The organism is Bacillus cereus (assembly GCF_015071065.1).
Taxonomy (GTDB): Bacteria; Bacillota; Bacilli; order Bacillales; family Bacillaceae_G; genus Bacillus_A; species Bacillus_A cereus_BA.
Genome location: NZ_VOVA01000017.1, coordinates 1 through 16,280, shown reverse-complemented (window position 1 = coordinate 16,280; position 16,280 = coordinate 1). Strand labels below are relative to the sequence as shown.

Sequence of the window (16,280 nt, the reverse complement as noted above, 5' to 3'; positions counted from 1 at the left end):
CACTCATTAGTTTGTTTGAGTGCCTTCATTATATAAAGTATATATTATTTTTTAAATACACTTGGTTCTTCAACCCTAAAGGAAATTACTTCTCCGCAATCAAGACAAAATGTAGTTAATAGTTTAGAACGTTTCCCACCTTTGAAGATTGTACTATGTATATTTTCATAAATATACGCATGAAAACCGTATCCTACCTTCCCTTCTTTAAGATTAGTAGATCCACATTTATCACATTTTGAATTTTGCATATTGTAAACCTCCTTTTCTATAATATTATCATCATTTTTATAAGGGGATCGTTTTTAAAAAAAATATTGTATTGAAAAATAATTTAAGATACCTCTATCCCGATAAAATACAGCAAAGACCGTGCGAGCTTCGTTGATTTATTCTAAGAGGCGTGTGTTCTTTATAAAATGATTGGATTTTACGATAGAATATTGTTTAAGGAAGTGTAGTTTTATTGTATAGGAGGGGATTATTTGTCCTTTATGGATAAGGTACTTAGAGGTTCAACACTGGTTATAGTTTGGGTATTTATGTTTGCGTTGTTGATTTATGGCGACAGGTTTCTTGGATTTGGTCTTTCGAGATTAAATGATGGTGTCATGTCTCTATATCTACTAACATTACTGTTTGCTCTGTTGATTACTATACCTAAATTGAGAAGGGATTTTACAGATTATTTCTTTTTGAATGACAAAAAATATTTAATAATTGGACTGCCAATATTAGTAGCGATAGGAATGCAAGTAGTGTTTAATTTTGTACGTTTTATTCCAACGTGGATGGGTGGTGACATGATAGGAGTTGGATCAGGACAGTTTACTACGTCTGAAACTTTAAGTGAAATGGGAGAACGTATTTTGGTTTGTGTCATCGTACCTTTCAACGAAGAGTTTTCATTCCGATATATACCTTATGCGGCTCTATTATGGGGGGCTAATAGTGCGAAAGAGCATTCTAACGTGTTTAATAAATTGTATTTAAATTTATTTGTAGAAAAAAACACTAAGTATGTTTGGGTATGGATATTGTCTACAAGTTTTGTGTTTGCAATGATCCATGAGCCTAGTGTATTAAATTTCTCGTTTTATTTCATACCAGGGGTTGTATATGCTTGGTTCTTTTTAAGGTATGGTTTTTTCTCGGCTCTATTAGCGCATAGTATTTTTAATTTGTGTTCCGGAATTGTATTGGAGATGGTAATGCGTGTCCTATAAACCATTAATTTAATATCAAAAAAAGAACTCTTCATGTAGAAAGGGTTCTTTATTCTGTTTTGTGACTTTACCCATAAAGCTTCCTTTAGCGGCAACTTTATGGGTAAAGTCACAAGGTGATTGGGATGTTATTTATGCTAGATGAAATTAGGGAGAGCTAAAAAGGAGGGGTTAGTGGGTAGATTGATTGAAGAGGGGAAAATGAATTACTATAAACCTGAAGGGAAACAAAGGGGAGATTGGATTTTAACAGTTGAAGCAATGAATGTCCTATTCCCTAAAAATATAACAGAAGATTGATGCGTTATATAATAGAAGAAATATGGTGAAGTAAGAGTGTTTGTATTTGTTTAAGGAGATCGAAGGAGTTAATTCAGATATAAAAGATAATGCTAAGTTATAGCGCTATGTGGATGTGTAAATTCCGACAAAACATAGCAAAGACTGTGCGAGCTTCGTCGATGGAATTTAAGAGGTATTAGACCCTTTGATATGGAAATTTCTTTATAGGAGGTGGCGTAGCGCTATGTCAGAAGCGGAGATAGTATATACCAGCAATGAGGTCTATAGTCGTTTAGGGGTAAGTGGCAGCACACTTAGAAAGTATTCGGATGTACTTGAGCGTGAAGTGTATGATGTAAGAAAGAATAGTCGAAGGAGAAGGGAATATACAGAGTTTGATGTTGTACTTATTGAACAGTTAGTAGAGTTGAGTAAGCAAGATGGTATGACTTTAGAAAAAGCTGCGAAAATGATTGCACAGCAGTTTGGAATCCATAATAAGAAAGAGGAATCCCAAGGATCAGATCCAGTTCCTTATCAAATGCAGTATCAATTCCAACAACAATATAGCGCTATGATAGAAGAAATTAATAAGGTGCAGCAAGCAAACCTTTTAGAAATGGAAAAGAGACTAGGTGATCGTATAGATCAAAAGAATAAATTAATCGAAGAGGATATTAAAGAAAGAAATAAATTAATAAGAGAAGATATGAAAGATCGGAAGGAACGTGAAGAAAGGATAGAAAAGAGGTTAGAGCTAAGAGATGATAATCTTATGAAGAAGGAAGAAAACAAAAAACACTGGCTTAATGACAGTGTTTTTTTACTTTACTACTTACAAGTTGTGTTATGTTAATTTGTTTAAAACGGCAATGATTGTCTTATTCTTGTCATTAAATTCACTATATTTGTTAGTACAGATTTTATACTCTCTGAATGAAGTAAATATAAATAAAGAATAGTAGATATTAAAATCATTAAACAAATAGTGGCATCTAAAATAATATGGAGATCTATTTTAGATGATATGTACTCGATTATTAGTTTATATACTGTTACTATCATTAAAAGTATTGGGAAAAAAATAGTATATAAAAACCAAGTCCATGTTGAAAAAGCAGGGTAATTATTTAAGTAAGCTTTACCTTCACGATAAAACAGTTCATCTCCAATGATACTACAAAGATTTTCTTCTACTTTATGAATATACTTGTATTGTCTCTCAATTAAAGTAGAGGTTTGATAATATCTAACTACTAAAGTTAATAAAACAAACCAAAGCATACTGTCAATGAAGTTACTATTTATTGATAGTTTTAGTTTTAACTTTTCTTTTATAATTTGAGATATTGCGTCAACTGTATCTTTAGGGATTGCAATTAACAGAAACATTGCAGTTAAAACTAATAATACATATACAAAGAGTTTATCTCTAAATTTCAGATATTCTCTGAGATATACAAAGGTATCCTTGTAGTGATCGTAAAGAGTTTCTAATTTCACATCTGAATTAACTTGATTTGTACTCATATGATCGAAAAATTAGGCATCTTTATAATTTTTTTAGTGCATCAAGAATTGCTTTTTGAGTAAAACTCATTGCCCATGAAGCACCAGCCCCTAATAATTCATCAGGAGATTCATTGCTTTTATCTAGTTTTATAGCTACTAATTTATTTTTATTATCTTTACTTCTACTTACTTCAAAGTTAATCCAGTTTTTAAAACCTATAAGTTTGTGATCTTTGTGTTGTTTATTAGCTTCTTTACCAACTATGACAAATGTGTGAGTTGCATTGTTTATTTTTCTAGTTAATCCAGCTTTTACTACTGAAACGCTATCAGTGTCTATTTCACCAGAAGAATGATCACTAAAGACAAATTCAAAATCAGGATTTGCATCCCATGCCTGCATTAAGAATTTATAATGCTTATCATTTGTATAGTCAAAACTTACAAAAACTTTTTTCTTAGCCATATTTGTTTATCCTCCTATTTTTATATTTCTATAAAATTAATCTAACATGTATTGGTTATTAAGGCAAAATATTACCCTAATTGTGATATCTTTAACTTTTTCTTATGACTTATTTGTACCTTTTGAATCATAGAGTTTTAGTTTTAATGTTATTAGCACAAAACGCCTATAAAATACTGATTTAACATAAAATAGTTAATATGGTATAGTTTACTTCTGTGTTACTTATAAGTAATGCATGATCAAGAGAGTTATTACTTATAAGTAACGATGGGTGTGAAGGTGGTATGAAATGCTATTTATGTTAGAAGAAGTAATGTCACCGAGGGAAGCGTGTGATCGGTGGGATATTACACTTGAATCTTTGCGGATGAAATTGAAACATAGTGACAAAGTTCCTGGATTAATAAAAGAGGGGAAATTGAAATATTACAAACCTGAGTGGAAAAGGCGTGGAGAGTGGATTTTAACTGTTGAAGCAATGAATGTATTATACCCGGAAAAATAGTTAAGTTTTTTTGATAATTTAAGGGGTGGTGGAATGAAAAAAGTATGATTTTGTCCAGGGTAATAAAACGTTTAGTGTTTATATCCAGGATGTAAATAAAAAAGTAATGATTGGATTTAATCCCTAGTGTGACCACTTTAAATAAAAAAACAGTCATTATCTTAAAAAGTCATTTAGAATTAAAGGATGTGGAATTGTGATTTGGTTTTTTTTACCGTCGTTATTCGTAATTATATTGTTCTTAGTTATATTATTGTCTTATTATGTTTTGGAAAAACGTAATAAGAATTATATAGATTTACCAAAGTCATTTATGTTTTTGGTAAAGTTAATGGAGTGGACAGGGATACTTCTAAATAAGGCTATGGCGGTATCGATAACTATTTCGACAGTAGCATTGTTGTCTCTTATAGGGTTTCTGGTAATGCCTAGTTCCCTACCAGGGCTATACGTAGTTTTAGTTATTGATTCAATATTATTTTCGTATGTTATCCCGAAAATCATTCCAAAAGTTTTGTATTACCAGATTAAATGGACAATGAATAATTTTAGTCTTGAGTATAAGGAAAGTTTAGCAAGAAAATATAAAATGTATTTGGGGCAATCAAATTGTAGAATATTAACTTATTTTGTATTACTTTGCTTATATTCTTTAAAGAATTGTATGAAATTTAGTGGGATTAAAGATGATTTAACGATTCTTGAAGTTTCTGCTGAAGCATTACTTACGTTTGTTATATTTGATACAATTGCCACTATATATAAAGAGAAGAAATCCGAAAAATCTTAGTCTTTTAGTGAATAGCCTAAGATGGAAGGGAAACCCCTCGAATTTTAGGCTATTACTCGTTTTCGCTAACTAAATCGTATTTGATCTATAGTAGCATCATAGATATACAAACCCAAAGAAATACCAATATATGTTACAATATTTGTACAGTGAACTACTAGTGTGGATTTAAAACAAAGTCGCGATGTTTAAAATAAAGTCACGACGTTTATAAAAAAGTTACGAAGCTTTGCTCCTTTGGATGTAATTTGTCTAAAGGGCTTTTTATGGTAAAAATAACATAATGATATTCCAGAAAAGGGCCAGATTATGGAGTGATTTTATTAATTGTTTCGTTAATATCGTGAAGAAGTGTACTTAAATCAACGTGGCAGTTTAGTTGAATTAATAATGTTATAATATTATTAAAATTTTAGAAATGTAGGGAGAAAAATGAATAGTATTAAAAGATTGATTCAAGTTATCTTAGTAAGTACACCAATCCTAATTCTTAGTGGATGTTTCTCTAATTTCTCTAAAGATGATCTGAATCAACCAATACAAGAATATTTAAAAACAAACTATGGAATACAAGATGAGTTTTCTGTTATTCGGACAGATAATAATTGGTTTAATGGAATTGACCATCATACTTATGTAGAAATGAAAAAGCCATATCGTACTTATCCGTACCTAACGATTGAAAGAGATACTTTGAAAATTTTAGAAGATCATAGTGATGATATCTATCTCCAACAATTCAAGGGTGCATATATTGAGCAACATCCAGAAGTAGTTCAAGTGATGAAACAAGTCATAAAAAAATATGGGATAATAAAATATCCTGATAAAGCAGACCCAGAAGAAAATGGTCCTATTCGTATATTTCCTTATGACAACATTGAGTTTAATATAAATAATTCTCAAGAGCTACTTGATGATTTTAAAAAGACTCAAAAAATTGATACTACTGGACTATTACCTACATTAATACCAAGTGATCCCAAAAGTGAGAAATATAATAGCAGGCATGAAGGTGTGGTGAATTTTCTATTTAGATTCGATATGAATAAAAATAAACATCCTATTCCAAAGGCCAAAGATCTAATTGAGGACTTCCAAAAAAGTGGGGTATTAACAAAGGGGATATACAACATAGATATGTTTGTAGATGATTCAAATCCAGATCATTTTGTTGGATGGGAATATAATAACGTGGCTTTGTTTGAAGTCGATGAAAATGGTAAATATACCGTAATTGCTACTCCTAATTATGATGATATACGTGACACTTACTTTTATGGTGATTACGCAGCTGAAAAAAATATAGAATAGAATTTTAGGTTGAATTATCCCAAAGTCCAATCGCTTATTTAATTATGTAGACGAAATAATTATTTGCCCTAAAAAATATTGGGGACTTAAGGGGATAGAATGAATCTTCTTCAACAATTGGGCGCTTTAATGGAATAAGGATCACAGAAATGATCAATCTTTTTTATAAAATAATGATTCAATTGAATATATTAAAAGCGTGTTTTGATCAATCTTTTTTCAAAACACGCTATTTCTATTGGCTATTTTATAAAGGTTTATAGAGTTAATTTAATCAAACTTTATTTCAATGCTACAGCGGTACCCCTAATAACATTTACTATCCGTCAATCCGAAGAACAAAAAGAACTTGTAGAATTCCTACAAGTTCTTTTTAGTTTAAGGTGAATATACGGGACAAACAAAACCATCTTACAGATTCATCATAGAAACTACAGGGGTAATGCTTTGACAAGTATATTATATAACAAATATTAACATCTACAGATTTTAATTTTGAAAATTATGTGAATTAAGAAAACTGAATGGTTTATCATTTTCTTTTCCTAAAAAATCCATTTAGTTATTTTGTATAAATAACTTTAAATTAATATCTACAATATAATTAATTAGTGAAAATGTAATTATAGGTAAATAGAGAAGAATGGGGGATTCTTACCTAATAACATATATTTATATTCAGTTCATACTTATTAAAACAATATGCAATTATAGTTATAGATAATTGCAATTTTTAAACACGTAAACGACACAGTTATCCATGAAAACTAAAAATTCTGTACTTTTATCTTGAGATGGAGTTATGATAAGGGTAATTCCAAATAAATCCATAAGTAGTGTTAATTATGAATTTTTCAAAAGACTTTAACTACAATGATCCAGGCGATTATTTATATCCAGTTGAGTATTATCAATTTCGTCAAGCTAGTACATTAAATACGTTTAAAGTTGAATTATTGTGTTTTGATGAGTATTATGCTTTTCATTTAACAATAGATAGAGAATCTATCCCTTCAAAGTATAGATTTGTAACAAGCAATGACTTTGAAATTAATGAAGAATTTGGATTTGAAGATTTTGATTCTAGTTCTAAACAAGTTACTCTACAAAGAGCAATTGATATAGCAAGTGCAATTGCAAAGAAATATTGCAAAAATCCAGTTAATCAATAATAAGAAAAGGTCGGATATTATGATAATGTAATATCCGATCTTTATTTCAAACCAACGTATGGTGACCCCTGATTTAAACTAATCAATTGACCACCACCTTTATCAAGGCTATTTTAACGGGGCCCGAAAAATCTATCTCCGTTGAGGTGGAGCATATGGTCTGGATTATCGGCTATCCAAACTTCTGTTTCCCACGCAATCTTGTCTATAAATTTCTTAAATCCATTTTTACTGGACATATCTAAAAAGGCAGTAACGTATATAATTCCACAATCACAATTTTCCAACATGGCTTGTATTTCGTTTACTCGCTTCACGGAAATGGGCCCTACACTTGTGACAGCTTCCACAAAGTACAGCCAGTTCTTTTCTGCTACGTATAGGACAACATCAGGTAACTTATCATGGTCTGTAATAAGGACACCAATTTCTTGCAATTTCTCTTTATTTTTAATCAAGTCTTTCTTTTTTGTATCTCCAACATAAAGAACTTCTGCTCCTTGAGCAAATCTTGGAGCAAATTCTTCTATGATGGCTCTCTGTAATTCATTATGTACCCCGGGACTAAAATGTAGTTCTTTTCCATTAGCAACCACAGGAATCATGGCCATTTCTCGAACCTGACTATATTGTTCAACAAGGGTTTCATGGTTTTTGAGCCATTTCCCCAATTTTTCTTCCCATTCTTTCGTACCGTATGTTTGAATCACTTCTAATGTTTCATCAGCAAGTCTATAAGAATATTTAGGGCTATTCGTTGCTCTTTCGTCATCATCATCGTTACTAACCGCAATTGCTCCGTCTACAAATTGGTGAACAGATTCTTTTCTAATTGTCTCTCTTGAATTAGGTTTATATATCTTTTCATAGTGTTCGGCCATAAAATTCATCATATCAACAATTCTCAAAGAATTAATAGAAGCGTCATTCCAACTATCATCTTCTCTTACTCCTGCCAATGCCAATAATACATAACCACTTCTGTCATTGTACTGCTGTTTGGGCATACCTAATTTCTTTAATATTTCTTTTGCTTCTTCCAATTTCCCCATTTGTTATGTTATCTCCCTTTTATTCTGCATTTTTTTCTTGTATTGAGTTGTTTAGAAACAATGCTTTTATTATCGTATCACAAGATTCCGTTGTTATAGAGTTCATTTCCTTCAATCGTTTTCCCATCCTTTTAATATCATTCAAAGAAGGAAGAGGAATAGCATTTACTTCCGTTGCATTGACCTGTGTACTTCCGTTTAAGATTCGATAGTATGTGTCGATAAAGCTACTATTAAAAAGTACAAATAATCCATACATGTCTTCCTTAGTCATGTCTCCATTAAGCTTAGTGACATAATTCAAGTGATTCTCAATGCCAACTTTTTTAATAGGAAATTCATCAGCAAAGTATAGAGAGCATTGAACTCTTCTTCGTTCTTCCTTACTCGTAAATCGCTTAACCAGTAAGTAATTTTTACTATCAAGTAAAACTTTTTTACTTTCGACTGTATTGATAATATATTGCGGATTTTTAGAAACAGAAACAGGGAAAGAGATTCGATTATTATTGAAATGGTTAGCCCATAATAGGGGCACAGTGTTTGCTTCTGGTTCCTTTTTTATTAATTCCAATGCTCTAAAATCTACGACAGGACCCGTTTTTAATTTAAATCCTAAGTTTATCAAATTATAATCCCATGAGTTTATAACGGTAAGCAATTCAATTTCTTCTACAGAGGTTGGAATCAAAATAAAAAGATTATATGAATCCATATCTACTACAGTTTGATAAGGGACTTGATGGATAAAGCTCTCACCAGTGTGCATATCTTGACTTGTTGAAATGAGAATAGAATCAGTCACTTGAGTTGTTTTAATTGCTCTCAATATAATTGCTTCCTGTAATACCTTTTCACCATCAAATACATCTAATCTGGAATTAAAAAGATGTACGTTAGTTAATCGGACCGTATTTAAAAAATACTCTCTAAACTTTCTAAAATAAAGACCACTTGTAAAACTTCTTGGCGTAATAAAAATCATTTCTCCATTTGGCTTTAATAACTTAACTGACATTGCCATAAATAAGAAATAAATATTTGGCTGACCATGAACCACTGAATCCATCACAACGGATTCGGGTTCAGCTTTTGCAATCTTCTTATACGGAGGATTACTGATAATCACATCATATAAATCATCCTCTAATTTTTCTTCTCTATCATTCCAAAAGTCGTCATTTGACAAAATAAAATTATGTTCAATTATAGAATAAGTAACTTTTTTTTCATTCTGTTCCAGTTTTGTTTGGATTAACTCCATATTCTCTCTTAAAATGGGTAGAACATTTTCATCATTTTCATACAGGTCGATATGTACATTCGTAATAATGTCATTATCCAAAATACTTTCGCATAATGCTCCCGTCAGTATCCCTGTTCCTGCACCTGTATCTAAAATTCTAACACTTGGCTGTCTGTATTCCATTAACCCTGCCATGTAACTTGCAACAGCAGGTGGAGTGAAAAATTGCCCTATTTTCTTTCGGGTATTTTTCCCTACTCTTTTTCCGTATTCGATTGTTGTTTCATAAATATGATTAACTATCATCATTTGCACCTCAAAATTAAATCATAATGTATCGTCCTATTTTAACACAAAAAACACGCAGTTATTTTTTATAGTTATTATCAATTTTTTTGTAATTTGGGGTAGCACCACATGCCCATCCACTTAAAATATAGGTTGATCCCCAAAACGAAAAAATAATCTGAATTCACATAAATAACTGTCAAGAGATAAAAATTTCGTTTTGGGGTATTTGCTTTTCTTAGCTTGATGGTGATGGGGTACCGTCACATGCCCATCAAGCTAACCAAGTAAATTACTAGATACGAAATGATCCTTGTTTCAAATCTAGCAAGTGATAAAAAATTAGGCATGCTAAAGAAGCCTATTAAAACGCGATTTTTTCGCTAGGCAGCTTGTCTATGCTTCACCGTCGTTTTATACACAATCCCTAGAATATCAAAGACGGTCATCTTCTTATGTCTATGACATTTACGACCATTCTTTTTGAGCAGTTGATAAAGGCGATGCAGAATTTTTAAAAGTTCTTCTGTGCCAACAGCTATCGCTTGAAACAGTAACGGAAAGTAATCTTTAATCATGTAAATCGCTTTGTATTCACTCAGCTCCTGCTTTTTCTTTTCAAGCAGAAACTGACGCATTTGAAACATCGTAGAAGAACAGAGGAGAATGCCGATCAGTTGTCCATATAAATGGCACTCTAGGCGTTCTCTTTTTATATTTTGACATTCATCAATTTCAAAGAATGACTTCCACGTTTTAAACAAAATTTCAATCTGCCAACGAAGTGAATATAATGAATGCACGTAGTTCGTTGGTACTTCTTCTAGCGACGTATTCGTGATATATACATTCATGCCCATTAAACGTTTACTTTTATCCTTCATGACAATGCCTTTCTTCTTTTCGCGTATCGCTTGGTTTTTCAGACGTGTTTGTGTTTGATCATCGGTTAAACGATGGATAATGACACGTGCTGGAAGTTTCTGATTTTGGCCAATGTATGCCTCGGGGATTTCCATCGTTTCACCAGGGATTAGACCAGACAGCATTTGTGTCATATCAAGCTGGATGTATTCTGTTTGCTTTTTTAACGTACCATTGTTGAAGTATTCTGGTTCAGGGTTCTTGATATAAATGCGTGTATTCAGCTTCAACCGCGAGATATAGTAAGCCTCTTTATCATGAATGGTTTGTAAGTCTCCTAAATCGAAGTAACCAAGATCACGTAAACACAAATCGCCTGCTTCTACGGTTTCAAGACAGATGGTACCATATGTTTTATCATTATTTTTTCCTGGTCCAAGCTGCACGTTAAGGAATTGACCATTAAGTAAATCATATTCCAATTGGATTTTCACGCCTGCCTTATTACTACTCCCACCTGAACCTTGATAGTCAGTGGCGAATTGATCAGGCAGTTGAAACACTGTTGCATCTAGAATACGGATACGATTGAAAGTAGAGATTATATGTGCAGAAAGCGAGTGATTTGAACAGAGTTTTTGTTTGATAAGAGAAGTAAAAACTTCTCGAAGAAATGCTACAGCTGCTGGATTAAAGCGTTGATTCATTCCTTCTGGACTTATGAGTGTAGCTGTATTTGCATAAAGCTGACTACATAATTTAGTGAGAGAATCACTTGCTACGTGTTGACTAATCCAAATACATAAAGCGGCCAAATCTCGTGCGCCATACTTACTTTTACGTTTTACAAAACCTGTCTCTTGTGCGAGTTGTTGAAGAATATGTGGAGATAGATATCGCTGTAACTCTTCAGCGAACAAATGAAACTCATCCTGAATCGATAGATTCATACAAAAACGCCATCCTTTCTGTATATTTCTACAAAAAGAATAGCGTTTTTTTCGTTTTATGGATACAATTTTTTAGCTTGATGGAGATGTATAGTGACCCCTATGTATTGAATATACAGGGAATAAAAGAAAATTATTAGGGGACATTTAGTCATTTGTGATTTTCGTTAATGACAATTTATGTTAACTAAATCTAAGTGGAGTACAGGATTGTTATTAATGTATGTAGAAATATAATTAATAGTAGCTTTTAATATTTATATATATGGGGGAGATTGATAAAATGAAAAAACTATTAATAGTACTTGGTACTTTAATAATTGAAGGAGGAATTATATATACATTTGCAAAATTTATCAATTGGAAATTTATTGATACAACCTTTTTTGCTGGAATCTGCATTACTCTAATTATAGGTTATTTCAGTAGTAAAGGAGGATTTTCTAGTAATAGCGCACGGCTTCAAATTCAAGCTCAAACTGGTATTAAGCAGGAGGAAGAAAAGTTTGAATTTAAAATGAATCCTATTTTTATCGGTTCAATCATCTATATATTAACATCCTTGCTACTTGTAATAATAGAATATTGGAAATATTTCATTTAATAGCTTTCTCTTTCATTAACCTTACATTTTAATACTAATAAACCTTTAGTTAAATATGGAAAAAAATTAAATTAAATGAGTTTTTTCCAGTTATACAATTATATCTTCTTTAATTTTATCTAAATCTTTTACTATTCATGAAAGGAGATTGAAAATGAATGTATTTTTTAAAAATAAAATATCAGAATTTTCAATTTGCGTTGTTGTAATTATTATTATTAGTTATTTACCGTTCTCTTTTTTAAATAGATATACTATGGGTTTTTCTGTATATTTTAAAAATTTATTCTCTCCAGATCCAGAAGTTCTAGCTTTACTACACCAGGTACCCTTTTGGAAAGTGATTTGGGATCCCTATATCTATTCAATTACTATTCTATTAGCATCTATTTGTTTAACTGTTTTATTTGCCACTTGCCTTTCATTTTGTTACTTACTCTCGTCCTCTAAAATAAAAAATATAATTGAGAAATGCTTAATCCTTATCGAGTCCACCCCTGATTTATTATTAATATTTATGCTACAAATCTTCTTTGTATGGGTATATAAACAAACAGGATTAACTATTGTTAATATTTATGCTTTTGGCACTAAACAAGCATATTTTTTGCCCATTTTTGCTATGTGTGTTATACCTACGCTTCACTTTTTCCGTATCATGGTTCTATTTTTACTAAATGAACAGCATAAGCCTTATGTAGAATTTGCTCATGCTAAGGGATTGAGCAGAAGATACATCTTATTCGTTCATTTATTCCGAAATGTACTTTATCATTTACTTAATCATTTACAATCTATTTTTCTTTTTATGATTTCAAGCCTCCTCTTGGTAGAGGCCGCATTCAATATTCATGGATATATGTCATTTCTTTTAAGACCACAACCGGGGGTTTTAACTCCTTTAACAATGGCATGGTGGATATTCTTATTATTTATCCCTTTTTATCTACTTTTTACAATCATTCATTATCAAGTAAATCGTATTACAGGGGTGATTATAAATGAAAAATAGTATATGGTATTCGAAACGTTTTTGGATAGGAGTTTCATTTTTTTGTGGACTTGTATTAATTAGCTTCTTATTTACACGGTATGGTAAATCTCTATACTCTAATTCAATAATGTTATTAAAAAATAATGACGGTATTGTATCCCATAGTGCACCGTTTAACCCCTTACTGATGCCTCCGCTTGGATCAGATAGAAATGGGTATAATTTATTTTATCAGCTGATCATTGGTGCAAAATCTACAATTTTGTTTGTTTTTGGGGTTTCTTTAATTCAGCTATTACTTGGAACATTATTAGGCGCTCTCTTAGCGTATACTCCCGAAAAATTGCAAAATTTCATTCGAAAAGTATTTAAGGTTTACTTCTATGTACCAACAATTATCTGGGTTTTCTTGTTTATGTTGCCCTTAATGTTAGAGAGCGAAGCAACTGGGTTTGCTTTCTCTATTGTTATGAAGCAATTCCTTATTATTTGCTTCATCATGTTACCAACCGTCACCCTTTATATTACTGAAGAAATAAACCTCTTAATGAAAAAAGAATATATTACAAGTTCAATAGTGCTAGGCGCCCAAAAGTTTCACTTATTTCGAAAGCATGTCTGGCTTTCTTTAAAGGAAATCCTTTCTATTCTTTTTCTTCAACAATCTGTTCAATTATTTACATTACTAATACATATGGGCTTTTTTAATATACTGATTGGTGGTAGGTATGTAACGTATGATCCAGTTAGTAATAGAAAATTCACATTTTCACTTACTAATGAATGGTCTGGATTAATAGGATTGAATAAAACTGAATTAATGACAGCACCTTGGATTATATTAGCTCCGTTGGTATTTTTTACGATTTCAATTTTTGTCTTAAATTTCATGATTCAAGGAATTAAGAGGCAGCATGATATACCAAATGTTCATATCAAGAAACAAAAGAAAAAACAAAAATCGTTGTCTGAAGAAAAACAAGCTACCATACATGCAGAGCAATTAAATTTTGCCAAAAGGGATACGCCCTCATCACCATCAAGCTAAGAAAAGCAAATACCCCAAAACGAAAAAATAAGCTTTTTTGTTACAAGTTAGTACAAATTTTCGTTCTGGGGGTACTATAAAATCTTAGCTTGATGGGTATGGGCTGTACCCCCTAAAGTATTTTAATTATCTCATTAAAAATTAATAATATAAATATTTGAAAGTAAACTAATATGTAAAAGTTTACTTAGGAACTTATAATTGAAATCCAACATACAATACGATGAGGATTTACAACATAGTTTTGGTCAAAACCACAGCGATTGCTGTGGTTTTTCTTATTGACGAAACTGAAAGTAAACTTCTATTTAAAAGTTTATTTTCGAAAGTTAATTACATTTTAATTATTTAATATTTAAATTAATTGTATTAAGAATGGTATAATATAGTTAGAAGGAGATGATTTTATGTTAAAAATAGAACAAAACAAAGTAGGTTTAATTTCAGGAATTAGCTTATTAATATTGGTTTTGACTAACTCCTTTATAAAAAGTGATTTTTGGGTTATTTGTATAGATGTAATTTTAATTTTGGTTAATTTAGTTTTATTTATTATTTCTAGAGATATAACAAAAACTAAGTTACTTAGAAAAATGGATAAGTTAGATGAAGTAAAATGATTATTTATTATTTTTTTAAGGTTGGAAGATGATTAATGTATAAGTAGGGGGTGTGAATATGGAGTGGCTTGCTTTATGTATGGGGAGTGTATCTTTTTTACTTGTTTATCAAGAAATGGAAAAAAACAAAAAATTAGAAAAGAGAATCCAAGAATTGGAGAACAAGATTCAATCATAAGACAATCTTAGCTATTCAAGAAAATAGAGAAACCGCGAAATGAAAAGGTTTCTCTAATGTTCAGTTATTTTATCAATACTTAAATTTAACACGCCTATTCTAAAGGAATATCTTTTTCTAGTAATGTTTTAGGAAATTCCTTTTCACCAGATACATCAAACTTTACTCCTCCATCCACTTTATAAATTCGTTCAACGATACGTATCTTTGTCGTCATTTGTTGTTCCCGTATTTTTCTGTTTTTTGCTTGCTCAAAGTTAATAACATTCATGTTATATGTCCCCTTTTTGAAATTAATTATTAAATTTACAATCGACTATATCGTCCAGGTAAAACTTGTTTTGGAAACGAAATGCATCTGTAGTAATTATTTTTTTTTGATGTAGATCAATTTTTTGGATGTCCATGATTTCATGATGGATATAGCCATTTCTGTAGTACCATAGAATCACTTCTTGCTTTGTATGTATTGCTTTAGTTAAAATTCTTCCTATTTCTTCTATTTGTTGTTCATCCAATACTGGCTTTGCTACTTTCGATTGCTCTTGAATGATTTGGTTAATCCCATGAAACTGTTCAGGTAAACTAGCAAACGCTTGCCATTTCACCATAGTCCGTCCTTTTGGCATACGAGAGTTCATCATGCTTTATGGCCTCCTAATAATGTGTTTCTGTATCTTGCTGTAGCGCTATGCGTATAAGAAATCCCTCTTAATATGCTGTTCTTACCAAACTTAGTACGTATTTCATCCATTACCTTCGTTAATTTCATTTCTTTTTCTCGTTGAATTACATTGTCAAAAAGAGATATTTGTTCTTCACCTTCATTGATTAAGTTGGTTAAAGAAACATTGATGGATCTAATTGGTTCACCAGTATAAAATTCGTGTAAAAAGTATGTACAAACGTTATATATATCCATTGTTAAATTGGTTGGTCGGTTCATAGTGTGAGTTTTTCTGAAACCGCCAGCGTAATTTTTACTGTAACCAATTGAAAAATGGATTGTTTGAGCTAGTTTGTTTTGTCTTCTCATTCGATAACAAACTTCCTCGATATGTTCCAGTAGGATGATCGGGAATTCCTCTATCGTGTAATCACGCATGAGTATTTGACTTTTTCCAATAGAAGTTGTTGCTGGAACGTATTTTTCTGAAATACGGCTG

General features: G+C 31.3%; 18 protein-coding genes and 2 pseudogenes. 11 read left to right on the top strand and 9 right to left on the bottom strand.

The genetic code is table 11. From position 1 onward, the window contains the following. Nucleotides 1-44: 44 nt before the first annotated feature. Nucleotides 45-251, bottom strand: coding sequence for a hypothetical protein (locus FT637_RS24365; RefSeq protein ID WP_193648479.1), 207 nt, complete (start codon nt 249-251; stop codon nt 45-47). A gap of 243 nt (nt 252-494) precedes the next feature. Here FT637_RS24365 and FT637_RS24360 point away from each other — a divergent pair, with 243 nt between their 5' ends. From FT637_RS24360 to FT637_RS24350, 3 genes and pseudogenes are all read left to right on the top strand, one after another. After that, a complete protein-coding gene (locus FT637_RS24360) occupies nt 495-1,226 on the top strand; it encodes a CPBP family intramembrane glutamic endopeptidase (protein ID WP_227493943.1) in 732 nt (243 codons plus the stop codon). 141 nt (nt 1,227-1,367) lie between these two features. Beyond that, nucleotides 1,368-1,526, top strand: a pseudogene (locus FT637_RS24355) (MarR family transcriptional regulator); the annotation flags it as partial. Between the two features lie 226 nt (nt 1,527-1,752). Further along, nucleotides 1,753-2,364, top strand: coding sequence for a MerR family transcriptional regulator (locus FT637_RS24350; RefSeq protein ID WP_319805966.1), 612 nt, complete (start codon nt 1,753-1,755; stop codon nt 2,362-2,364). A 5-nt stretch (nt 2,365-2,369) separates the two neighbouring features. On the opposite strand, the gene FT637_RS24345 is transcribed toward FT637_RS24350, so the two are convergent. Together FT637_RS24345 and FT637_RS24340 are read right to left on the bottom strand one after the other, a co-directional pair. After that, nucleotides 2,370-3,038 (bottom strand): hypothetical protein, encoded by a 669-nt coding sequence (locus tag FT637_RS24345; RefSeq protein WP_193648477.1) that lies wholly within the window; start codon nt 3,036-3,038, stop codon nt 2,370-2,372. A 22-nt stretch (nt 3,039-3,060) separates the two neighbouring features. Next, nucleotides 3,061-3,486: a TIR domain-containing protein gene (locus FT637_RS24340; protein WP_154712070.1), complete on the bottom strand. Its 426-nt coding sequence runs from the start codon at nt 3,484-3,486 to the stop codon at nt 3,061-3,063. Nucleotides 3,487-3,778: 292 nt separating this feature from the next. On the opposite strand from FT637_RS24340, the gene FT637_RS24335 reads away from it, so the two are divergent. From FT637_RS24335 to FT637_RS24325, 4 genes are all read left to right on the top strand, one after another. Continuing rightward, complete coding sequence (locus tag FT637_RS24335; protein WP_193648476.1) at nt 3,779-3,994, top strand: MarR family transcriptional regulator; 216 nt, start codon at nt 3,779-3,781, stop codon at nt 3,992-3,994. A 664-nt stretch (nt 3,995-4,658) separates the two neighbouring features. After that, nucleotides 4,659-4,784, top strand: coding sequence for a hypothetical protein (locus FT637_RS30355; protein WP_264675743.1), 126 nt, complete (start codon nt 4,659-4,661; stop codon nt 4,782-4,784). Nucleotides 4,785-5,216: 432 nt separating this feature from the next. Then, nucleotides 5,217-6,098 carry a hypothetical protein gene (locus FT637_RS24330; RefSeq protein WP_193648475.1) on the top strand — a complete coding sequence of 294 codons (882 nt, stop codon included), beginning with the start codon at nt 5,217-5,219 and terminating at the stop codon, nt 6,096-6,098. A gap of 845 nt (nt 6,099-6,943) precedes the next feature. Beyond that, a complete protein-coding gene (locus FT637_RS24325) occupies nt 6,944-7,270 on the top strand; it encodes a hypothetical protein (protein WP_193648474.1) in 327 nt (108 codons plus the stop codon). Between the two features lie 113 nt (nt 7,271-7,383). On the opposite strand, the gene FT637_RS24320 is transcribed toward FT637_RS24325, so the two are convergent. The 3 genes from FT637_RS24320 to FT637_RS24310 all read right to left on the bottom strand — a co-directional run bounded on the left by FT637_RS24320 (nt 7,384) and on the right by FT637_RS24310 (nt 11,670). Further along, on the bottom strand, nt 7,384-8,322 hold the full coding sequence (locus FT637_RS24320) for a BsuBI/PstI family type II restriction endonuclease (protein ID WP_098179502.1): 939 nt from the start codon (nt 8,320-8,322) through the stop codon (nt 7,384-7,386). A 19-nt stretch (nt 8,323-8,341) separates the two neighbouring features. Continuing rightward, nucleotides 8,342-9,874, bottom strand: coding sequence for an Eco57I restriction-modification methylase domain-containing protein (locus FT637_RS24315; RefSeq protein WP_193648473.1), 1,533 nt, complete (start codon nt 9,872-9,874; stop codon nt 8,342-8,344). 365 nt (nt 9,875-10,239) lie between these two features. Then, on the bottom strand, nt 10,240-11,670 hold the full coding sequence (locus tag FT637_RS24310; protein WP_193648472.1) for an IS4 family transposase: 1,431 nt from the start codon (nt 11,668-11,670) through the stop codon (nt 10,240-10,242). Nucleotides 11,671-11,953: 283 nt separating this feature from the next. Between FT637_RS24310 and FT637_RS24305 the strand changes: the two genes are divergently transcribed. From FT637_RS24305 to FT637_RS24290, 4 genes are all read left to right on the top strand, one after another. After that, nucleotides 11,954-12,274, top strand: a complete 321-nt coding sequence (locus FT637_RS24305; protein WP_193648471.1) for a hypothetical protein — start codon at nt 11,954-11,956, stop codon at nt 12,272-12,274. Nucleotides 12,275-12,428: 154 nt separating this feature from the next. Continuing rightward, nucleotides 12,429-13,286: an ABC transporter permease subunit gene (locus FT637_RS24300; protein ID WP_193648470.1), complete on the top strand. Its 858-nt coding sequence runs from the start codon at nt 12,429-12,431 to the stop codon at nt 13,284-13,286. A gap of 109 nt (nt 13,287-13,395) precedes the next feature. Next, on the top strand, nt 13,396-14,316 hold the full coding sequence (locus FT637_RS24295; RefSeq protein ID WP_193648469.1) for an ABC transporter permease subunit: 921 nt from the start codon (nt 13,396-13,398) through the stop codon (nt 14,314-14,316). 407 nt (nt 14,317-14,723) lie between these two features. Next, nucleotides 14,724-14,936, top strand: a complete 213-nt coding sequence (locus tag FT637_RS24290) for a hypothetical protein (RefSeq protein ID WP_193648468.1) — start codon at nt 14,724-14,726, stop codon at nt 14,934-14,936. Nucleotides 14,937-15,208: 272 nt separating this feature from the next. Here FT637_RS24290 and FT637_RS24285 read toward each other — a convergent pair whose 3' ends face one another. The 3 genes and pseudogenes from FT637_RS24285 to FT637_RS24275 all read right to left on the bottom strand — a co-directional run. After that, a complete protein-coding gene (locus FT637_RS24285; RefSeq protein ID WP_193648467.1) occupies nt 15,209-15,385 on the bottom strand; it encodes a hypothetical protein in 177 nt (58 codons plus the stop codon). Nucleotides 15,386-15,407: 22 nt separating this feature from the next. Then, on the bottom strand, nt 15,408-15,758 hold the full coding sequence (locus FT637_RS24280) for a YolD-like family protein (protein WP_193648466.1): 351 nt from the start codon (nt 15,756-15,758) through the stop codon (nt 15,408-15,410). After that, nucleotides 15,755-16,280, bottom strand: a pseudogene (locus FT637_RS24275) (DNA repair protein); the annotation flags it as partial. The gene FT637_RS24280 and the pseudogene FT637_RS24275, both read right to left, overlap by 4 nt.

Coding starts and splice junctions, on each gene's coding strand:
- FT637_RS24365 (WP_193648479.1), bottom strand. CDS start 251: ATGCAAAATTCAAAATGTGATAAATGTGGATCTACTAATCTTAAAGAA.
- FT637_RS24360 (WP_227493943.1), top strand. CDS start 495: ATGGATAAGGTACTTAGAGGTTCAACACTGGTTATAGTTTGGGTATTT.
- FT637_RS24350 (WP_319805966.1), top strand. CDS start 1,753: ATGTCAGAAGCGGAGATAGTATATACCAGCAATGAGGTCTATAGTCGT.
- FT637_RS24345 (WP_193648477.1), bottom strand. CDS start 3,038: ATGAGTACAAATCAAGTTAATTCAGATGTGAAATTAGAAACTCTTTAC.
- FT637_RS24340 (WP_154712070.1), bottom strand. CDS start 3,486: ATGGCTAAGAAAAAAGTTTTTGTAAGTTTTGACTATACAAATGATAAG.
- FT637_RS24335 (WP_193648476.1), top strand. CDS start 3,779: ATGCTATTTATGTTAGAAGAAGTAATGTCACCGAGGGAAGCGTGTGAT.
- FT637_RS30355 (WP_264675743.1), top strand. CDS start 4,659: ATGAAATTTAGTGGGATTAAAGATGATTTAACGATTCTTGAAGTTTCT.
- FT637_RS24330 (WP_193648475.1), top strand. CDS start 5,217: ATGAATAGTATTAAAAGATTGATTCAAGTTATCTTAGTAAGTACACCA.
- FT637_RS24325 (WP_193648474.1), top strand. CDS start 6,944: ATGAATTTTTCAAAAGACTTTAACTACAATGATCCAGGCGATTATTTA.
- FT637_RS24320 (WP_098179502.1), bottom strand. CDS start 8,322: ATGGGGAAATTGGAAGAAGCAAAAGAAATATTAAAGAAATTAGGTATG.
- FT637_RS24315 (WP_193648473.1), bottom strand. CDS start 9,874: ATGATAGTTAATCATATTTATGAAACAACAATCGAATACGGAAAAAGA.
- FT637_RS24310 (WP_193648472.1), bottom strand. CDS start 11,670: ATGAATCTATCGATTCAGGATGAGTTTCATTTGTTCGCTGAAGAGTTA.
- FT637_RS24305 (WP_193648471.1), top strand. CDS start 11,954: ATGAAAAAACTATTAATAGTACTTGGTACTTTAATAATTGAAGGAGGA.
- FT637_RS24300 (WP_193648470.1), top strand. CDS start 12,429: ATGAATGTATTTTTTAAAAATAAAATATCAGAATTTTCAATTTGCGTT.
- FT637_RS24295 (WP_193648469.1), top strand. CDS start 13,396: ATGTTATTAAAAAATAATGACGGTATTGTATCCCATAGTGCACCGTTT.
- FT637_RS24290 (WP_193648468.1), top strand. CDS start 14,724: ATGTTAAAAATAGAACAAAACAAAGTAGGTTTAATTTCAGGAATTAGC.
- FT637_RS24285 (WP_193648467.1), bottom strand. CDS start 15,385: ATGAATGTTATTAACTTTGAGCAAGCAAAAAACAGAAAAATACGGGAA.
- FT637_RS24280 (WP_193648466.1), bottom strand. CDS start 15,758: ATGATGAACTCTCGTATGCCAAAAGGACGGACTATGGTGAAATGGCAA.